This is a genomic window from Acidimicrobiia bacterium (genome assembly GCA_029210695.1).
In the GTDB taxonomy this organism is placed as follows: Bacteria; Actinomycetota; Acidimicrobiia; order Spongiisociales; family JAHEDJ01; genus JAHEDJ01.
Genome location: JARGFH010000005.1, coordinates 19,565 through 37,698, shown reverse-complemented (window position 1 = coordinate 37,698; position 18,134 = coordinate 19,565). Strand labels below are relative to the sequence as shown.

At 64.9% G+C, this 18,134-nt stretch carries 12 protein-coding genes; 2 read left to right on the top strand and 10 right to left on the bottom strand.

The window, feature by feature from the left end:
* Positions 1–297 precede the first annotated feature (297 nt).
* The 3 genes from P1T08_02625 to P1T08_02615 all read right to left on the bottom strand — a co-directional run bounded on the left by P1T08_02625 (position 298) and on the right by P1T08_02615 (position 2,323).
* Positions 298–1,716, bottom strand: a complete 1,419-nt coding sequence (locus P1T08_02625; protein ID MDF1594984.1) for a thioredoxin domain-containing protein — start codon at positions 1,714–1,716, stop codon at positions 298–300.
* A gap of 147 nt (positions 1,717–1,863) precedes the next feature.
* Positions 1,864–2,043: a hypothetical protein gene (locus P1T08_02620; protein ID MDF1594983.1), complete on the bottom strand. Its 180-nt coding sequence runs from the start codon at positions 2,041–2,043 to the stop codon at positions 1,864–1,866.
* 16 nt (positions 2,044–2,059) lie between these two features.
* The gene (locus tag P1T08_02615; protein ID MDF1594982.1) at positions 2,060–2,323 is read right to left on the bottom strand and encodes a hypothetical protein; all 264 of its coding nucleotides are present in this window, start codon (positions 2,321–2,323) and stop codon (positions 2,060–2,062) included.
* Between the two features lie 56 nt (positions 2,324–2,379).
* On the opposite strand from P1T08_02615, the gene P1T08_02610 reads away from it, so the two are divergent.
* Positions 2,380–3,486 carry a DUF222 domain-containing protein gene (locus tag P1T08_02610; GenBank protein MDF1594981.1) on the top strand — a complete coding sequence of 369 codons (1,107 nt, stop codon included), beginning with the start codon at positions 2,380–2,382 and terminating at the stop codon, positions 3,484–3,486.
* A gap of 207 nt (positions 3,487–3,693) precedes the next feature.
* On the opposite strand, the gene P1T08_02605 is transcribed toward P1T08_02610, so the two are convergent.
* From P1T08_02605 to P1T08_02595, 3 genes are all read right to left on the bottom strand, one after another.
* Positions 3,694–5,133: a hypothetical protein gene (locus P1T08_02605; GenBank protein ID MDF1594980.1), complete on the bottom strand. Its 1,440-nt coding sequence runs from the start codon at positions 5,131–5,133 to the stop codon at positions 3,694–3,696.
* A gap of 625 nt (positions 5,134–5,758) precedes the next feature.
* A complete protein-coding gene (gene prmC, locus P1T08_02600) occupies positions 5,759–6,586 on the bottom strand; it encodes a peptide chain release factor N(5)-glutamine methyltransferase (protein MDF1594979.1) in 828 nt (275 codons plus the stop codon).
* 282 nt (positions 6,587–6,868) lie between these two features.
* Positions 6,869–7,333, bottom strand: a complete 465-nt coding sequence (locus P1T08_02595) for a hypothetical protein (protein MDF1594978.1) — start codon at positions 7,331–7,333, stop codon at positions 6,869–6,871.
* Between the two features lie 552 nt (positions 7,334–7,885).
* Between P1T08_02595 and P1T08_02590 the strand changes: the two genes are divergently transcribed.
* Entirely contained in the window at positions 7,886–9,187 is a 1,302-nt protein-coding gene (locus tag P1T08_02590) for a VWA domain-containing protein (protein ID MDF1594977.1), read from the top strand.
* 103 nt (positions 9,188–9,290) lie between these two features.
* On the opposite strand, the gene P1T08_02585 is transcribed toward P1T08_02590, so the two are convergent.
* From P1T08_02585 to P1T08_02570, 4 genes are all read right to left on the bottom strand, one after another.
* On the bottom strand, positions 9,291–10,727 hold the full coding sequence (locus tag P1T08_02585) for a glutamate synthase subunit beta (protein MDF1594976.1): 1,437 nt from the start codon (positions 10,725–10,727) through the stop codon (positions 9,291–9,293).
* Positions 10,727–15,331, bottom strand: coding sequence for a glutamate synthase large subunit (gltB, locus tag P1T08_02580; protein ID MDF1594975.1), 4,605 nt, complete (start codon positions 15,329–15,331; stop codon positions 10,727–10,729). Before gltB ends, P1T08_02585 begins: the two co-directional genes overlap by 1 nt.
* A gap of 148 nt (positions 15,332–15,479) precedes the next feature.
* On the bottom strand, positions 15,480–16,460 hold the full coding sequence (locus P1T08_02575) for an SMP-30/gluconolactonase/LRE family protein (protein MDF1594974.1): 981 nt from the start codon (positions 16,458–16,460) through the stop codon (positions 15,480–15,482).
* Positions 16,461–16,577: 117 nt separating this feature from the next.
* Positions 16,578–17,990 carry a class II fumarate hydratase gene (locus P1T08_02570; GenBank protein MDF1594973.1) on the bottom strand — a complete coding sequence of 471 codons (1,413 nt, stop codon included), beginning with the start codon at positions 17,988–17,990 and terminating at the stop codon, positions 16,578–16,580.
* Between the last annotated feature and the right edge of the window lie 144 nt (positions 17,991–18,134).

Below are 18,134 nucleotides of genomic sequence, written 5' to 3'. Positions count from 1 at the left end.
CCCCTCTTTCGCGTTTCTCCCCCGGCGAAGACGGGGGAGATGCCGAGTCTGCGAGGCAGAGGGGGCATCCCGCGACGCGGGGGAGGTGCCGAGTCCACGATCGACGTGAATAGACCCAACCACCGAAGGACCAACGCAGGTCTATTCATGTCGACCAGCAGAGGGGGCAAGCGCCTCTCGCGTTCCTCCCCCCACCGCGTTCCTCCCCCGCTGAAAGCGGGGGAGGTGCCGAGTCCACGAGGCGGAGGGGGCAACTCGCGACCCGCGACCCGCGACTAGCAACCCGCGCCTCGCGCGTCACTCCCCGAGTAACGCCTCGAGAGCGGACACGAACTGCTCCAGTGGCTGCGCGCCTTCGATCACCGACGCCTGCCCGTCGAACAGCACGACGAAGGTGGGCGTGGTGGAAAAGACGCTCGTGAGGTCGTACAGATCCTCCAGGACCGGATCGAGTGAGTCCCGGCTCCCCAAACACGCCGAGAAGGCTGCTTCATCCAGCCCGAGCTCACCGGCCAGCGACTCCAGCACCGGGTCGGGCGGGTCGACAGCCCACTCCTCCACAGATTCGAAGATCAGGTCGTGCATCGCCCAGAACTCCCCCTGCTCCCCGGCACACTCGGCCGCCGCCGCTGCCACCGGGGCCTGCGGATGGATCTGCAGCGGTAAGTGTTTGAACACCCACATGACCCGGCCGGTGTCGACGTACATCTCGTCGAGGGCCGGCTGTGTCTCGAGGGCATGCCGACCACAGAAGGGGCACTGGAAGTCGGATATTTCGATCACGACGACTTCGGCGTCGGGATTACCTTTGAAGGCGTCTCCTGCAAGTGTGTAACCGGATCGACGCGGATCGGGGACGAGTCCATCCCCATTGGCCCAGAACGGCAGGTTGGGCGTCTCCGGCGGCGGTTCATCGGCGACCACCGGCGCCTCACCGGCGATGGTGGCATCGAGGGCGGAGGCGAACGTCTCGACCGACTGCGCCCCGACGATTTCGAAGATCTCATCGGTGCGGTTGTCGACGATGTGGAAGCTGGGCGTCCCGGAGAAGCCGAGAGCACGGCCCTGAGCGACTCGCTCATCAACCACGGGCACCGTACGCCCGGAGTCGACACAGGCTTGATATGCCTCAACGTCGGCGCCGATTTCACCGGCGACGGCAGCGAGGAACTCGCGGTTGTCCGGCACCGACGACCACTCCCCTTGCCGGGCGAACAACTCATCGTGATAGGCCCAGAAGAGCGCAGCCCCTTGCTCGGATACGCATAGAGCCGCAGCATGACCGGCAGGGGCGGTGGGATGCAGGTCGGCCAGCGGGAAGTCGTGGAACACCAGGTTGATCTGGCCGGTGCGGACGTACCGGTCGATGAGTTGCGGCGTGGTCTGGGTGAAGTGCCGACCGCAGAACGGGCACAGATAGTCGGAGTACTCCACCAGTGTGACCGGAGCGTCGGGATCGCCCAGGTAAGGCAAGCCGTCTTCGTTGAACCCGACCGCCAACCCGTCGTAGGTGTCCGCAGGCTCGGAGGCGATCGGTTCGGTGCCGTCGCTGGGGTCTTCGCCGGCTTCTGTGGTACAGGTACCGGCCGCGACGCAATCCGGATCCTCATTGTCGCGAGAGGCAACCACCGGCGCATCCGGATCCAGGGTGGCGGTGGTTGTGTCACCGCCGCAGGCTGCGAGCAGCAGCGCCAGCGCCAGCAGGCCGGCGAGCATATTCGGCACCGGCCGCCTTCTGTTTGATGTCCTCACGTCACCTCCGTTGCTCCCAGGCTACCGGCAACGACAGACGGTGCCGACACAGGCCCGGTGGAGTGCCCGCTCCCATTTGGTTACCCAACAGGCAGGGAAGGGCGGCTTTCGTCAACGACGGCGCAGCGACTCGGCTATCGCAATCCCCGCCACCAGCCCGGCGGCGGCGAAGACGGGGAGAAACACGAACGTCTCGGTGACCATCCAGATCACAAACCCGCTGAGCCCTCCCCCCAACCCACCGATCGCCATAACCAGCGTTGGATCAATCCGGGACCGTCCCTCAGCCATGCCAAACCTCCGTTTCTCAACGAACCCCATCGTATGTGAGATCGCCCTGCCCATCGAAGGGACCAAAGCCCCGATCGACACGCTTCAAGTCCCTCCGATCCTGAGCGGCCGTCCGATCGAATACGGCTTCGACGACCAGGTGGCCAACGACCTCGTCGAGTGCTGAACCATCGGTCTGCCTGGTCCCGCCGCTGCCCAACCAGGGGGAAGTGGTCCCGGCCGTCGTGGGGCCGATCATTTCGTCGGCTCCGGGCAGGCCATCGGCGATCAACGCCGACATCCATCAACGACTGTCAGCGCCCGTTTTCTGTCACAGTCTCTCGATATATTGATCGTATGGAACACCCATTGACCACCGCCACAACCGACGCTCTCGAGCAACGACTCCTCGGTCTCGAATCCTTGATGGCAGCGGCCCGAACCGAACAGGCCGGCATCGTCGCCGAACTCGACACCCGCCAGGTCCCCCTGGCCGACGGGTGCCGTTCGATGCGTGAGTGGCTGGCCGGACGCCTGGGGGTGGCCAACGACACCGCCGCCTCACTGAACCGCCTCGCTCACTCGCAACACCACGACCTGCGGCTGATGGCCGGGCGGGGCGAGCTGTCGTTCGATCAGGCCGTCGAGGCCGACCGGCTGGCCGCCCTGGTGGGCGAAGAACGGGCCATCGAGGCGGCGGTCACCCACGACATCGCCGGGATGCGCCGGCTCATCGCCCGGCACCGGCGAATCACCCCCGGCGACGAACGGGACATCTTCGACGGGCGCCACTTCGTGATGCAGCCCAACCTCGACCGCACCGCCTACCGCGCCTGGGGTTTGCTGCCCGGCCTCGACGGCTCGATGGTCGAAAAGGCCCTGTTCGAAAGGGCCGACCGGTTCCCGGCCCGGCCCGATGGCACGCAGGGCCCGATCGGCCAGCGCCTGGCCGACGCCCTCGTGGCAGTCTGCCAGGACTCCCTCACCGGCGACACCGAAACGTCCGGAGCCACCCTGCTGGCAACGGTATTCGTGGACGCCGACCTGGCCTCCGCCACCTTCGGCGAGACAGGAGCGACCGTGGCGGCCGGCCCGAGGGTGGGGCCGCTGACCCTCGAAGAGATCCTGTGCGGTGGGGCGGTCGAGGTGATCACCACGGGCTCCGGACGACCCACCTGGTCGTCACCGGCGACCCGGGCGATCCCACCGGCGGTCCGAAGGTTTGTGCTGCACCGTGACGGCGGCGCCTGCACCGCCGACGGCTGCTCGAGCCGCTACCGGTTGCAGCCGCACCACATCCAACCCCGGTCGCGGGGCGGCACCCACGACCCCGAGAATCTGACCACCCTCTGCTGGTTCCACCATCACATCGTCATCCACCGGATGGGCTACCGCATCGACCCGAAGAGCCCTCCGCAACGGAGAAGATTCCTCCGCCCGGGCGGAGTCCGCGGCCCGCCGTAGCGGGTGGTTGCGCCCGCTTCTCCTCACTGTCCCACCCGCTATTCGTGAATCGAGCATTCGTCGCTTGTCGTTAAACGTGCGCCTGGCCACTGTGTTGGTGGTCGGACTCGCAGCCGGGCAGCCCGAGCCGGGCGCCGGCCGAGCTCCAAGCAAAAAGAAGGACCCGGGCCGAAGCCCGGGTCCTCTTTCTCTCGTTGACGATGGCGCCTATTGCCTGATGTCGAGGAACGTCCCATCCGTGAAGTTCACCCGGATGGTGTATCCACTGTTGTCGACCTTGTTTTGGAAGTCGAACCTCAAGATCGCTTCCCCGGTCAGGAGCGTTCCGCCAATCCAGCCGTCAACACCGGCTTGGAGCAACGTCTCAGGAGGTGGTGTTGTCCCATCCCAGACGATGTCGTTCGTCCGGCCAAAGGTCAGCCACACCTTGGTCAGTTCACCGTTGCTATTCGGCCACTCGATCGATACCTCATCGATCGTCTTGGCGTCGCCTGTGTAGTTGGTCAACCGCGCGGTCAGCCGCTTCCCGTTGGTCTGCAGCGTGTCGAGGGTGATTCCTGGCCCGATCGTCAGCATGTCGTCATCAGAGACGGTTTGGGTGCCGAACGAGTCCGTACCGGTTGCCGTCGCCGTGTTCGGCACTTCGAACGAATTCACCACGTTGCCGCAGTTCTTGAAGAACCCCTGGCTGTTGTAACGGGCAATCGAGAAGTAGGCGATCTGCCAGTTGACGTCAATGCCCTCGACCGGTCCGGCCGACTGGCCCCAACCGCCCGTGAAGGGGTCGGAGCAGGACAGGTGCATCTCGAAGGCCGGATCGTCACCCGCCGGATCGAAGATCAGGTCGTTCCTCATCAGACTGCTGAGGATCGTCACCTCGCTGGTGATGTCCACGCCGTCAAGGTAGACCGATCCACCTTGGGTCGACCCTTCGAGGATGCTCCCATTTACGAACACGAACCGGAAGTCGTCACCGGCTGTCGTTCCGTACGGTGACGGGTCGCCGCTCAGGAACGGCGCTGCCGTGTAGTCGACGGTGATAGTCACCGACTCGCCTGCCGGGATGTCGACAAGGCATTCGATTGTCTGAGGAACATCTGGACAGTAGACCGTCCAGGTACACGAGCCGTCTCCGGCCACGGTGACGGCTCTGACTTCGAGCGAGCCGTGCGCTGTATCGGAGATGCTCACTCCCGAGCCGTTGGCGATTAGCGCATCCGACGGTCCGCCGTTGCTCACCACGATGGTGAACGACTGGTTCGTACCTTGCGGCACCGAGTCTGGATCAAACGTCTTGACGATCGACAGGTCGATGTCAACCAGGATGGCGAGGTTGTCTCCGCCGCTGGCGGTGACGTCGTCGCTGGGATCCTCCGAATCGCCCCGAGACGCCTCAGCCCTCACGTCGGCCGAGTTGGGAACAACCGGCCCATCATTGAGCCCGCCGACACCGTCTGCCTCAGGAACCGACGAGTCGACTTCGAATCTCACGGTGATAATCACCCACTCGTCCACCGCAAGCGTGGGGATTATGCACGAGACGTCCTGGCCAGAGGAGGCGCTGCAATCCTCACCACCTGCGGCCGATGCTGTCGTCACCGACACGATCAGCATGTCGAGGCGGCCATCGATCCCGTTGTCGGTCACGACTGCGTCGCTGAGCGTGACTTGCCGGTGTTCGTGACAACGAGGGTGAACGTTCCACCCGCGCCGCCTGCGATCACGGAGTCAGGCGCGAAGTCCTTCAGCGGGGGAGAAACGCGGGTGAGTCGGTCCCCCCGGAGGGGGGAAGGTACCGCCGCCGGCAGGCGGGGGTAGGGGGGCCACGCCGCGCTGCCGCCTACCCCACTGCCCCCTCTGCCTGTCGAAATGGATTGACCCGTCGATTTCGTGAGTGTGATGGTGGTCGGGTCAATCCAATTCGATCGAAGACTCGGCATCCCAGGCGTACGCCAATGCCCCCTCTGCCTCGAAGACTCGGCATCTCCCCCGCCCAAGCGGGGGAGAAACGGCGGTTGAGCGAAGACCCGTCACTCCCATGCTGACGCAGCGGAGAAACGCGTGTCAGTCGGTCCCCCCGCAGGGTGTCGCAGTTCGCGATTGTGCGGAGGTAGGGGGGCTCACGTGCATGCCCCCTCTGCCACGCGGGTTGAGCGAAGACCCGTCACTCCCCTGCTGACGCAGCGGAGAAACGCGGGTGAATCGGTCCCCCCGCAGGGGGGAAAGTACCGCCGCCGGAGGCGGGGGTAGGGGGGCTCACCGCCAAGCGTCGCTAGACGCAGCAGCGGGCGCCTTTGCGGCCGACCAGCATTCGATCGCGGCCGGTGAGATCGGGGCGCACTTCTGTGTCGAGCCATTGGCCGAACAACTCATCCGCGCGCTGGCCCTGGGTCTCGCCGATTTCTGTGACCAGCCATCCACCGACCCCGAGCCACCAGTAGACGTCGTCTGCAATCCGCTCCAGAATCTCCGTGCCTTCGAGTCCGGCCACCAGCGCCTGCCGGGGCTCAAAGTCGCGCACCTCGGCCGGCAGAGTCGGCCATTCCCTTTCCTCGATGTAAGGGGGATTGGTCAACAGCAGATCGATCCGCCCGTAGATCGAGCGCGGCAACGCGTCGAACAGGTCGCCGTGGAAGAACTGAATGTCGAGACCGAGGCGGGAAGCGTTCTCCCCAGCCAGGGACAACGCTTCCTCGCTGAGGTCGGTCGCGAACACCCGGGCGGCAGGGAACACCGTCTTCATAGCCAGAGCCATCGCCCCGCTGCCGGTGCAGAGATCGACGATGACCGTTCCCCGACCCGCCTCTCCCAACATGCGACGGGCCTCATCCCAGACTGCCTCGGTCTCGGGGCGCGGGATCAACGCACGTTCGTCGACGAGTAACTCCACCGGGCCGAACTCGACTGTGCCCTCCAGATACTGGAGCGGTTCGCCGGACCGGCGGCGCGCCGCGAGTTCCCGGAAGCGGGCCGTCTCATCGGGGGTGAGTGGCGTGCCGTCCAGGATCCCGGCGCGGGGACGCTTGGTGGCCGCCATGACCAGCCGTTCCGCCTCGTGACGAGGGAGACCGGTGGACGAGAGCATGTCAATCGATTGCACGCCACCATGTTCGCAGGAGATCCCGGCTAGTTGGGCCCCCTGGCGAGTTACACCGGTGCGGCACGAACCCGGCCCACCGGAGCCCCCCTACCCCCGCCTCCGGCGGCGGTACCTTCCCCCCTCCGGGGGGACCGACCCACCCGCGTTTCTTCCCCGCTCGAGCGGGGGAGATGCCGAGTCTTCGAGGCAGAGGGGGCGCGAACAGGAACTCACCACCGGAGCCCCCCTACCCCCGCCTCCGGCGGCGGTACCTTCCCCCCTCCGGGGGGACCGAAAAACCCCCTATTCGTACAGGCCCGCTACGAAGATTTCTTCCAGGTTTTCGAGGCTTCCCCGCAGATCACGCTCGAGTGTCCGGGGCAGCATCATCTTGTCGACGACCTTCCCAAAGAAGGTGGTTAGCTCGTCTTCCTTGGTCTCCAGCGTGACCTTCAGGATGAAGGCGGCGTCGCCGGCAGGACCGTAGTGGAACTCGTGGTAGACCCGCGGGAGGCCGGGGACATCACTGTGGAACCGGACGAAATCGAAGTCGATCTTGTCGTCGAGCGTTGAAACCCCCTCGACGCGCCGACCGACGAGCCGGTAGGCGAACTCGACGCGATCGCCGGGGATGATCCATTGGGCGTGCGCCGGGTTGAGGACTTCGGTCATCCCGACGTACCAGTCCGGCCACGTCTTGAAGTCGTTGAGGTAGTCGAACCCCTTCTTGAGCGGCACCGGCATGGTCTTGGTCAACTCAGTACGCATGTGTCACCCCCTTCCCGGGAGCGATTGGGCGACCGGGAGCGATCCGCCGTTTCCCTTGCTCCGACCATACGACAGGACCGATCGTTTGGCTAGAGAGCAAAACCTGGGGGTCGACCCAACGGAGACAACGGGGTGCAGAAAGCCGTTGCAATCTCGCATAAAGTGGTGATACAGTGACGCTGGGAGAGCGAGCTGGGAGAGCGATGAGGGGGACCTACGCGTCGTTCAACCGTTTGCGCTATTCGTGCCGGAGTTGCCGGACGTAGCGCCGATTCACTGCCGATCAACCCGGCGGGAACTGCCCGCCCCGAGGGAGATCAAAGTCCCGTCCGATGGGTGCCGACCTTGTGCAGACCCCGGATCTGGACGCGCAGTACATCCACTTGCGGTAGGTCCACTCATACACGGCGAGCCGGCTTCGATCACGTGTCGAGCGGGAAGGGGGTCGCACACATCACCCAGTTCTGAGGAGGGAAACGGCGCGCTGCATTCCGCGTGGCTCGAGAGGGCAACCGAATCGCGACGCACCCCGACAAGCGAGGTACACAGATAATGAAGCGAATGACCCTATTGGTGGTAATGGCGCTGGTCCTTACCGCCTTCCCGATGATGGGCGCCGGTGCGACCGGTAACCATCCCGCTCTGACGCCGGAAACAGTGAGCGCCACCGTGGCCCAGGGCGGCTCTTTCGACGTGGTCAAGACGGTCCACACGCCCGAGATACCGCCGAATCCCGCCATCGTGTTCCTGGCGGATACGACCGGGAGCATGAGTGGAGCTCTGGCCAACGTCAAAGCCAACGCCACGGCCATCATGACCACAGTCCAGACCGCCCAGCCCACTGCCCAGTTCGCAGCTGCGCAGTACCGGGACTTCGGGGATGCTTTCGTATACAACCTGGATGCAGCTCTGACGCCCACAATCGCGACGGTCCAGGCGGCCATCGGGGCCTGGTCGGCTGGCGGTGGCGGTGACATTCCCGAGGCGCAACTCAATGCCCTGACGCAGCTCGCCGGTTTGGTCTTTCCGGACGGATCCACGCCGATCGTCGTCTGGTTCGGCGACGCCTCCGGGCACGACCCGAGCGGTACCGCAACGCTTGCTTCGACTATTGCTGCTCTCCAGGCAGCAGGTATCACTGTGATCGCCATCAATGTCCCAGGCGCCGACGGCCTCGACGCCACCGGTCAGGCCACAGCTATCGCAAACGCTACCGGTGGTGTGTATCTGTCCGCTGCCAGCTCGGATGACGTTGCGGCCGCCATTCTCACCGGTTTGAGCAATCTACCGGCCGAGGTCGGCATGGCCAGCAATTGTGCGGACCCAATCTCGACGACGTTTGCGCCGGCGAGCCTCACCGTGACCAGCGGCGATGACGCCGGTTTCACCGAGACGATCACGGTCGCTGCCGACGCGGCGCCCGGGGTCTATGTCTGCCAGGACTGGGCCCTCATCGATGGGGAACCAATGACCGACGCAGACGGTGAAGTCATCTTCGAGGAGAAGTCGATCACCGTCGGAGCAGCGTTCTGTGACGAGGGGGTCAACCCGGCCGGGAAGACACCCAAGGCGCCCGGTACGGGCCAGAACGAGGACGGGTTCTACCTGATCGGAGCCTCGGCCGACGGGCTGACGGTTGAGTTGATCGACGACGGCAGCGGGACGGTATTCGGGCCATTCGCGAGTGGCACGAATATCAAGTACACCGAGAACGACGACGACATATCGATCAAAGCAGGCCCGGGCGCGGTGGACTGGAAGATCAAGGGCCTGGGCGACGCCACGGTGAGGATCACCGACGGATTCGGCAATGAGGCCTTCGCCGCCTGCCTGGTGCCACCGGCACCCAAATAACCCATCCGACTGCCAATCGACCCGAGGAGGGGGCTCCGGCCCCCTCCTCGCCGTTTCACAGTCGGAAGATCCTGGTGTTCCTGCCCGTCGGCCCGGTCTCCCGTCACCGCGCCAGATCGGACCTGCCCATCAGGTATTCGTCGACGGCCCGAGCACAGTGGCGGCCTTCACGAATCGCCCAGACAACCAGCGACTGGCCACGGCGCATATCGCCTGCCGCGAACACGCCGTCGATGTTGGTTTGGTAGTCGTCTGTGTTGGCCTTCACATTGCCGCGGCCGTCGTAGTTGACGCCGAGTTGGCTCAGCAAACCCTCGTGCACCGGCTTGATGAACCCCATCGCCAGCAGCACGAGGTCGGCTGGTAGTTCGAACTCGGATCCGGCCACTTCACGCATGTCCCGAAATCCGTCCTCCTCGTGCCATTCCACGGCAACGCCATGCAGTGCCTCGACCTTTCCGTCCGAACCTGAGAACGACGACGTCGATACCGACCACATGCGCCTGCAGCCTTCGTCGTGCGACGAGGAAGTCCGGAGCCGGTTGGGCCAGTCCGGCCAGGTCAACAGCTTGTCGGGGCGTTCCGGCGGCTCCGGCAGCAGCTCGAGTTGGGTCACTGAGGCCGCCCCCTGCCGGTTGGCGGTTCCCACACAATCCGACCCCGTATCACCACCACCGATGACGACAACATGCTTCCCGGCTGCGTCGAGGGGCGCCTTGCGCACCGATTCGCCGCCGACCCTGCGGTTCTGTTGGGTGAGGTACGGCATGGCGAAGTGAACGCCGTCGAGGTCCCGGCCCGGCACCACCAGATCCCGGGGTTGTTCGGCCCCGCCGGCCAGCACCACCGCGTCGTAGCGGTCGACCAGTCGCTCGATGGGAACCGTCACCCCGACGTGGCTGTTGACCCGGAACTCGACACCCTCGGTCTGCATCTGTGACATCCGGCGATCTATGACGGATTTAGCCAGTTTGAAATCGGGGATGCCGTACCGCAGCAAGCCGCCCACCTTCGGGCTCTTCTCGTAGACGACGACCTCGTGCCCGGCCCTGGCCAGTTGCTGGGCGGAGGCGAGACCGGCCGGACCGGACCCCACTACCGCCACCCGCTTGCCGGTGCGCCGGAGCGGGATTTGCGGCTCGATCCAGCGGTTGGCCCAGGCCCGTTCGATGATGGCGTGTTCGATGGTCTTGATCGTGACCGGGGCATCGTGCAGATTGAGAGTGCACGCCTCCTCACAGGGGGCGGGACAGACCCGGCCGGTGAATTCGGGGAAGTTGTTCGTGGAGTGCAACACGTCGAGGGCCTGCCGCCACTGATCGTCTGAGACGAGTTCGTTGAAGTCGGGGATGATGTTGTGAATCGGGCATCCTGCGTGGCAATAGGGCACACCGCAGTCCATGCACCGGGCACTCTGGTTCCGGAGTTCGTCTGCTTCGAGCCGGATCGTGAACTCCTTGTAGTTCTGGACCCGCTCGACCACCGGCAGATACGTCCGGTCTCGACGTTCGAACTCCCGAAAGGCGTTCGGAGAGGCCATCAGGAACCCGCCACCCCAAGGGCGGTCCGCTGCTCGAGTGCCCGCCGGTATTCGGTCGGCATCACCTTCACGATACGGGGCACGAAATCGTTGAAATTGTCGAGAATCTCCCTGGCCCGGGAACTCTCGGCGTAGGTGGCATGACGCTCGAGGAGTGTCCGCAGCCGCCACACGTCGAACCTGGTCGGGTCGGCCATCAACTCGTCGACCGTCGGCCGATCGGATACACCGGCCGGTGCCCGTTCGTCGACGTTGATCGATTCGAGTTCCACCATCGATGGATTGCAGCGTTGCTCGAAGTCGCCGATATCGTCGATCACGTAGGCGATGCCGCCGCTCATCCCGGCCGCGAAGTTGCGCCCGGCCTTGCCGAGCACGACGACACATCCCCCGGTCATGTACTCGCATCCGTGATCACCGACACCCTCGACCACCGCCACGGCCCCGGAGTTGCGGACGGCGAACCGCTCACCCGCTCCTCCGTTGAGGTAGACCTCGCCGGTGATCGCCCCGTACAGGGCGGTGTTGCCGATGATCACGTTCTCACGCGGGATGATCGGCCCGTAGGGTGGCGCCTGGATGATGATGCGTCCGCCGGACAGACCTTTACCGACGTAATCGTTGGCGTCGCCCTCGAGTTCGAGGGTGACCCCGTGGGCGAGCCAGGCCCCGAAGCTCTGGCCCGCCGTGCCGCACAGGTTCACATGAATGGTGTTGTCGGCCAGGCCGCTGTGACCGTACCGGCTCGCCACCTCACCGGACAGCATGGCGCCGACCGTCCGGTTCTTGTTAGAGATCGGCAGGTCGATCTCCACGGGAGTTCCATCCTCGAGTGCGGCCCGCGCCGCCTCGATCAACCGGTTGTCGAGTGCCTCGTCGAGTCCATGGTCCTGGCGTTCCGTGTTGCTGATCGCCACCCCCGGCCCGGCGGCCGGTCGATGGAGAATCCTGCGGAAGTCGAGGCCCTGTGCCTTCCAATGATCGAGGGCGGCTCGCATATGGAGTCGATCACTCCGCCCGATCATCTCCCCGAAGGTCCGGAAGCCGAGTTGGGCCATCAATTCCCTGGTCTCCTCGGCGATGAACATGAAGAAGTTGACGACATGTTCCGGCTGACCCGGGAACAGGGCGCGCAACTCCGGATCCTGGGTGGCGACGCCGACCGGACAGGTGTTCAGGTGGCACTTGCGCATCATGATGCACCCCTCCGAAATGAGGGCGGCGGTGCCGAAGCCGACCTCGTCGGCGCCCAATAGTGCCGCCACCACCACGTCGCGGCCGGTCCGCATCCCCCCGTCGGCCTGGACGGCGATCCGGCCCCGCAGACCGTTGGCCACCAGGGTCTGATGTGCGTCGGCCAGGCCGATCTCCCAGTGCGATCCGGCATCCATGATCGAGGTCAGCGGACTCGCCCCGGTTCCTCCTTCGTTGCCCGAGATGAGCACGTGATCGGCGTGCGCTTTGGCAACACCGGCGGCGATGGTGCCCACCCCTACCTCGGAAACGAGCTTCACGCTGATCCGCGCCTGCGGGTTGACGTTCTTCAGGTCGTAGATGAGTTGCTTGAGATCTTCGATGGAGTAGATGTCGTGGTGCGGTGGGGGTGAGATGAGACCGACCCCCGGGGTCGAGAAGCGGACCCGGGCGATCCAGTCGTTGACCTTGTGCCCGGGAAGCTGGCCCCCCTCCCCCGGCTTGGCGCCTTGCGCCATCTTGATCTGGATGTCGTCTGCGTTGACCAGGTACTCGGTGGTGACCCCGAAGCGTCCGGAGGCCACCTGCTTGACGGCCGACCGGGCCGAATCCCCGTTCTCGTCGACGATGTAGCGGCTGGCTTCTTCGCCGCCCTCACCCGTATTCGACTTCGCCCCCAGGCGATTCATGGCGACGGCCAGATTGGTATGGGCCTCCCAGGAGATCGACCCGAACGACATGGCCCCGGTGGCGAATCGCTTGACGAGGTCAGAGGCGGGTTCGACCTCGTCGAGCGGCACGGGGCCGGCACCGGCGTCGAAGTCGAACAGGCCGCGCAGGTTCTTCAGGCTGGCGGTCTGATCGTCGACGGCAGCCGAATACTGCTTGAACTTCTCGTAACTTCCGTGCCGCACCGCGTGTTGCAACAGCGAGATCGTCTCCGGCGTCCAGATGTGCGTCTCGCCCCGGATGCGAAAGGCGAGATCGCCACCCACATCGCGGCCCGGTTCGGCGCCGTTGTAGTCGCTGAAGGCGGCCAGGTGCCTGCGCACGGTCTCGATCGACACCTCGGCCAGGCCGATGCCTTCGATCACCGACTGCGTGCCGGTGAAGTACCAATCGACGAACTCTGTCTCCAGTCCGACCGCGTCGAAGATCTGGGCGCCACAATACGACTGGAAGGTGGAAATGCCCATCTTGGACATGACCTTGAGCATGCCCTTGGTCACGGCCTTGATGTAACGCTCGTGGGCTTCTCGCACGGTCGTCTTGACCGGCAGTTCGTCGACCATGGCGGTGATACTGTCGAATGCCAGGTACGGGTTGATCGCCTCGGCGCCGTATCCGGCCAGCAGACAGAAGTCGTGGACCCGCCGTGCCTCGGCCGTCTCGACCACGATCCCGACCTCGGTGCGCAGCCCTTCCCTGATCAGATGGTGGTGGACGGCCGACGTGGCCAGCAATGCCGGGATCCCCACCCGGGCCGCATCGACGCAGCGATCGGAGAGGATCAACAGGTTGTAGCCCTCGCGCACCCCTTCGGTGGCTCTGGCGCAGAGACGGTCGAGCGCTGCCTGCATTCCACCGGCCCCCAGATCCGCCGAGTAGCAGATGCTGAGCCGCTGGGTCCTGAAGGCGTCGTCAACGTGGTTCTCGATGCGTCGGATCCGCTCGAGGTCGACGTTGGTCAGGATCGGGTGCTCAACTTCGAGCCGGGTGTGGTTGCCACCTGTGTTGAGGTCGAGCAGGTTGGGGCGCGGGCCGATCAGGGAGACGAGTGACATCACCGTCTCCTCCCGGATCGAATCGATCGGCGGGTTCGTCACCTGGGCGAAGTTCTGCTTGAAGTAGTCGTAGAGCAGCTTCGGGCGATCAGAGAGCACCGCCGGAGGGGTGTCCCGGCCCATCGATCCGAGCGGTTCCTGACCGAAGGCGGCCATCGGTTTCAAGAAGAACTCGAGGTCCTCGCTGGTGTATCCGAAGGCTCGGTGGGCCTGGCGTAGAGTCCTGGCGTCCGGTTTCATCGAGGCCACTTCACTGGGAAGCTCGCTGAGCCGAATCTGAGTTTCATCGAGCCAGCGCTGGTAGGGCTTCGCTCCGGTCAGGCCGGATTTCAATTCAGTGTCACCGATGATGCGGCCTTGTTCGAGGTCGAGCAGCAGCATCTTGCCGGGCTGGAGGCGCCATTTCTTCACGATCTTCTCTTCCGGGATGTCGAGCACACCCATCTCGGAAGCCATCACCACCAGGTCGTCGTCGGTGATGAAGTACCTGGCCGGCCGCAATCCGTTGCGGTCGAGCGTTGCGCCGATCTGGCGTCCGTCGGTGAAGGCGACGGCGGCGGGGCCGTCCCACGGCTCCATCAGGGCGGCGTGGTACTCATAGAAAGCCTTGCGCTCCGCATCCATCAGGGGGTTGTCCGCCCAGGCCTCGGGAATCATCAGCATCATCGCGTGGGCGAGCGAGTAGCCGCCGGCCACCAGCAGTTCGAGGGCGTTGTCGAAGGTCGCCGAGTCTGAAACGTTGTCTCCTATCAGGGGCCACAGCTTGTCGAGATCTTCCCCGAGGAGCTCCGACGACATGTTTTGCCGGCGGGCCCGCATCCAGTTGACGTTCCCGCGCAATGTGTTGATCTCGCCGTTGTGGCACAGGTAGCGGAACGGTTGGGCGAGCTTCCAGCTCGGGAACGTGTTCGTCGAGAAACGCTGGTGGATCAAGGCGAGCGCCGACGCCATCCGCTCATCGGCGAGATCCAGGTAGTACACCGACAGGTTCTTGGCGAGCATCATCCCCTTGTAGGTGATGGTGCGCGCCGACAACGACGGGATGTAGTACTCGTCACGTTCGACCGCATGCGGCGCACGGCTTCTGACTATGTGGTGGGTCTGCTTGCGCACAACGAACAACTTGCGTTCGAACGCGTCGATGTCGTCGGTATGGTCTCCCCATCCGACGAAGACCTGGCGGATGACCGGCTCGATCGGTTTGACGCTGTCTCCCAGGCAGGACGGGTCGACCGGCACATCGCGCCATCCCAGCAACGTGAGGCCTTCCTTGACGATGCTTTCTGTCATTGCGCCTTCGCAGACCACCCGGTCTGCATCGTCTCTGGGCAGGAACACCATGCCGACGCCGTACCGTCCGGCCGGCGGCAGGTCGATGCCGAGGGCTTCGGCTTCCGCTCTGAAGAACGGGTCGCAGATCTGGAGCAGCATGCCGGCGCCGTCACCGGCCAGCGGATCGGCGCCCACCGCTCCCCGATGGGTCAGGTTGGTGAGGACGGTCAGACCCTGCTGAACGATCTGATGGCTTGGACGCCCTTTGATGTCGGCCACGAAGCCGATGCCGCAGGAGTCATGGTCGAGCGCCGGGTCGTAGAGGCCCGCCTGTCTCGTTTGGCTCGTCTGCATGTCAACCTCACTCCGTCGGAATCCCGGCGTGCGACCCGGCGCTCAACACCACGCCACGAACCGGCGTTGTGCTTCGAGCCCGGAACGGCAGATCGTACTGCATGAAGCCCGGCGGCGAAACGTTGGAAGATCGAGGCTTTGTCTGCCGTCAGAGTTCGAGCCTGGCGATGGCCGAATCGTGCAAGCTGCTCAGGTAGAGATGGCCACCGTGCACCCGCGCCGTGGTGATCACGGCGTACCGGCCGTCCGGGTCCTGGAGATTGTGAACCACCCGGCCCGCCTCGTCGACGCCGAACACGGCTGCATGGCGGCTGGGCGCCGGCTGCAATGAGTCGGGCAGCCGGGCGGCCAGCTTCGCCATGAGCGGACTGCGAGCCAGCAGGTCCACCACCTTGTCGCGCGGGCTCACAATGGCCACCCAGAACACACCGTCGTGGTGGGTGAGATTGTCGGGAAACCCCGGCAGGTTGTCGATGAGCACCTCGGTGTGGCCCTTCCGCTCGCCGGTCAGCCAGAGTTTGCTCATCCGGTAGAGGCCGGTCTCTGCGAACACCAGGTACGACTCGTCGGTGGGGAGGGCCACACCGTTGGCGAACTGGAGGCCGTCGAGAAGCTGTTCGACGTGGCCGTCCGGCCGGTAGGCGAAGAGACGGCCGGTGCCCGAATGCTCCATGAGGTCGAGTTTGTAGCTGGCGAGGTCAAATCGCCTGCTCGTCACCGTGAAGTAGATCGTCCCGTCGGAGCCGATCGTGGCGTTGTTCGTGAAGAGGAACCGCTCACCCTCGTACGAATCGACCAGGACTTCGGGATCCCCGCCCGACCAGCGCAGCAGTCCTTTGTAGGCGTCGCAGACGATCAGCCGGTCGTCGGCATCCATCTCGAGACCGAGCGGGCGGCCCCCGGTGTTGAAGAGCAGGTGCGGCTCACCACCGCCTGAGGCGAACCGCAGCACGGACCCGTCGACGGTCCCGGTGTAGACGTTGCCGGCCGAATCGAAGGCGATATCTTCAGGCCCGGCGGCCGGGGTCGGCCACAACTCGACTTGGGCCAGTTTGTCGTTGGTGGCGAAAGCCCCCTCGAACGGCGTGCGGGGCGGCGGGTTCCACTTGACGGGTGCGATGGATGGCATGCGATGAGCCTACGCGACGGACCGGGGCGAATCGCTCATCGGCGTTGGCAAGGCCGGACAACGAGAGGTCCGGCGCCGGAACGCCGGACCTCAGGGCCCCTTCCGCCGGGTTTCAGCTCAGTGGACGCCGCCCTGCGTCATCTTCTTGAGATCGAGGGCTGCGTCGAGGTCCTCCTCAGACATCAGGCCCTTCTCGAGCACGACCTCCCGGACCGTCCGGCCGGTGGCGAAGGCTTCCTTGGCCGCCGCCGAGCCGTTGTCGTACCCGATATGGGGGTTGAGGGCCGTGACCACGATCACGTTCTTCTCGAGGAGCATCTGGGCGCGGGCTGCGTCGGCTTCGATGCCGTCGATGCACTTCTCCGCCAGCACACCCGTCACCGCCGCCAGCAGATCGATCGACTCGAGCAGGTTGCGGGCCATCACCGGCATCATCACGTTCAATTCGAAGTTGCCGTTGGCGCCGCCCCACGTGATGGCCACATCGTTACCGATCACCTGGGCGGCGACCATCATCGCCGCTTCCGGGATGACCGGATTGACCTTGGCCGGCATGATCGACGATCCGGGCTGCAAAGCCGGAAGCTTGATCTCCGCAATGCCGGTCACGGGACCGGAAGACAACCAGCGCAGGTCGTTGACCACCTTGAACAGCGACTGGGCGATCGTCTTGAGTACGCCCGAGGTATTGACCACGGCATCCTTGGCAGCTTGTGCTTCGAAGTGGTTGGCGGCCTCGACGAACGGAAAACCCGTCTTCTCCGCCATAACCGCGATCACTTTGCCGGCGAATCCCTCCGGGCAGTTGATGCCGGTGCCGACGGCCGTCCCGCCGAGAGGCAGTTCGGCGAGTTCCGGCAGCACCTTTTCGACCCGCTCGGCCGCCTTGCGCATCTGGGCGGCCCACCCGGAGAACTCCTGGCCGAGGGTGACCGGCACCGCATCCATCAGGTGGGTGCGGCCCGACTTCACTACCTCGGCGAACTCGACGGCCTTGGCTTCGAGCGAGGTGGCCAGCCGATCGAGGGAAGGCAGGAGACCCGTGCGAAGCGCCTCGACGGCGGCGAGGTGCATCGCCGTCGGGAACGTATCGTTCGACGACTGGCCGAAGTTCACATGGTCGTTCGGGTGGACCAGTTTGGATCCGGCCTCGCCGCCCAGGATCTCGGATGCTTTGGTGGCGATGACCTCGTTGGCGTTCGTATTCGTCGAGGTGCCGGAACCGGTCTGGAACACGTCCACCGGGAACTGGTCGTCGAGCACGCCCGACATCACCTGTTCGGCCGCCGCCTCGATCGCCTTGGCGGTGGCGACGTCGACGTGCCCGTCCGGCCCTGAGACGGCCGCAACGGCCCCTTTCATCAGCCCGAATGCCCAGATCAGGCGCCGCCCAACGGTCAAGCCCGAGATCGGGAAGTTGTCTACTGCTCGTTGCGTCGAAGCTCCGTAGAGGGCGTTGATCGGTACCTGGACCTCGCCCATCGAGTCACGTTCGGTGCGATATTCCACGCCCGTTCCTCCTGTTGACAGTTACGTTCCAGCGTAGGTCGACGCCGGCCGAGTTGTGCGGGCCAAAAGTCACAACTCCCCAGTTTTCTCGGCAATGCAATGTATTGCCACGCGCCACAGCATTGCCGAGAAAAATCCTTCTGGTTTCTCCGCAATGCAATGGAC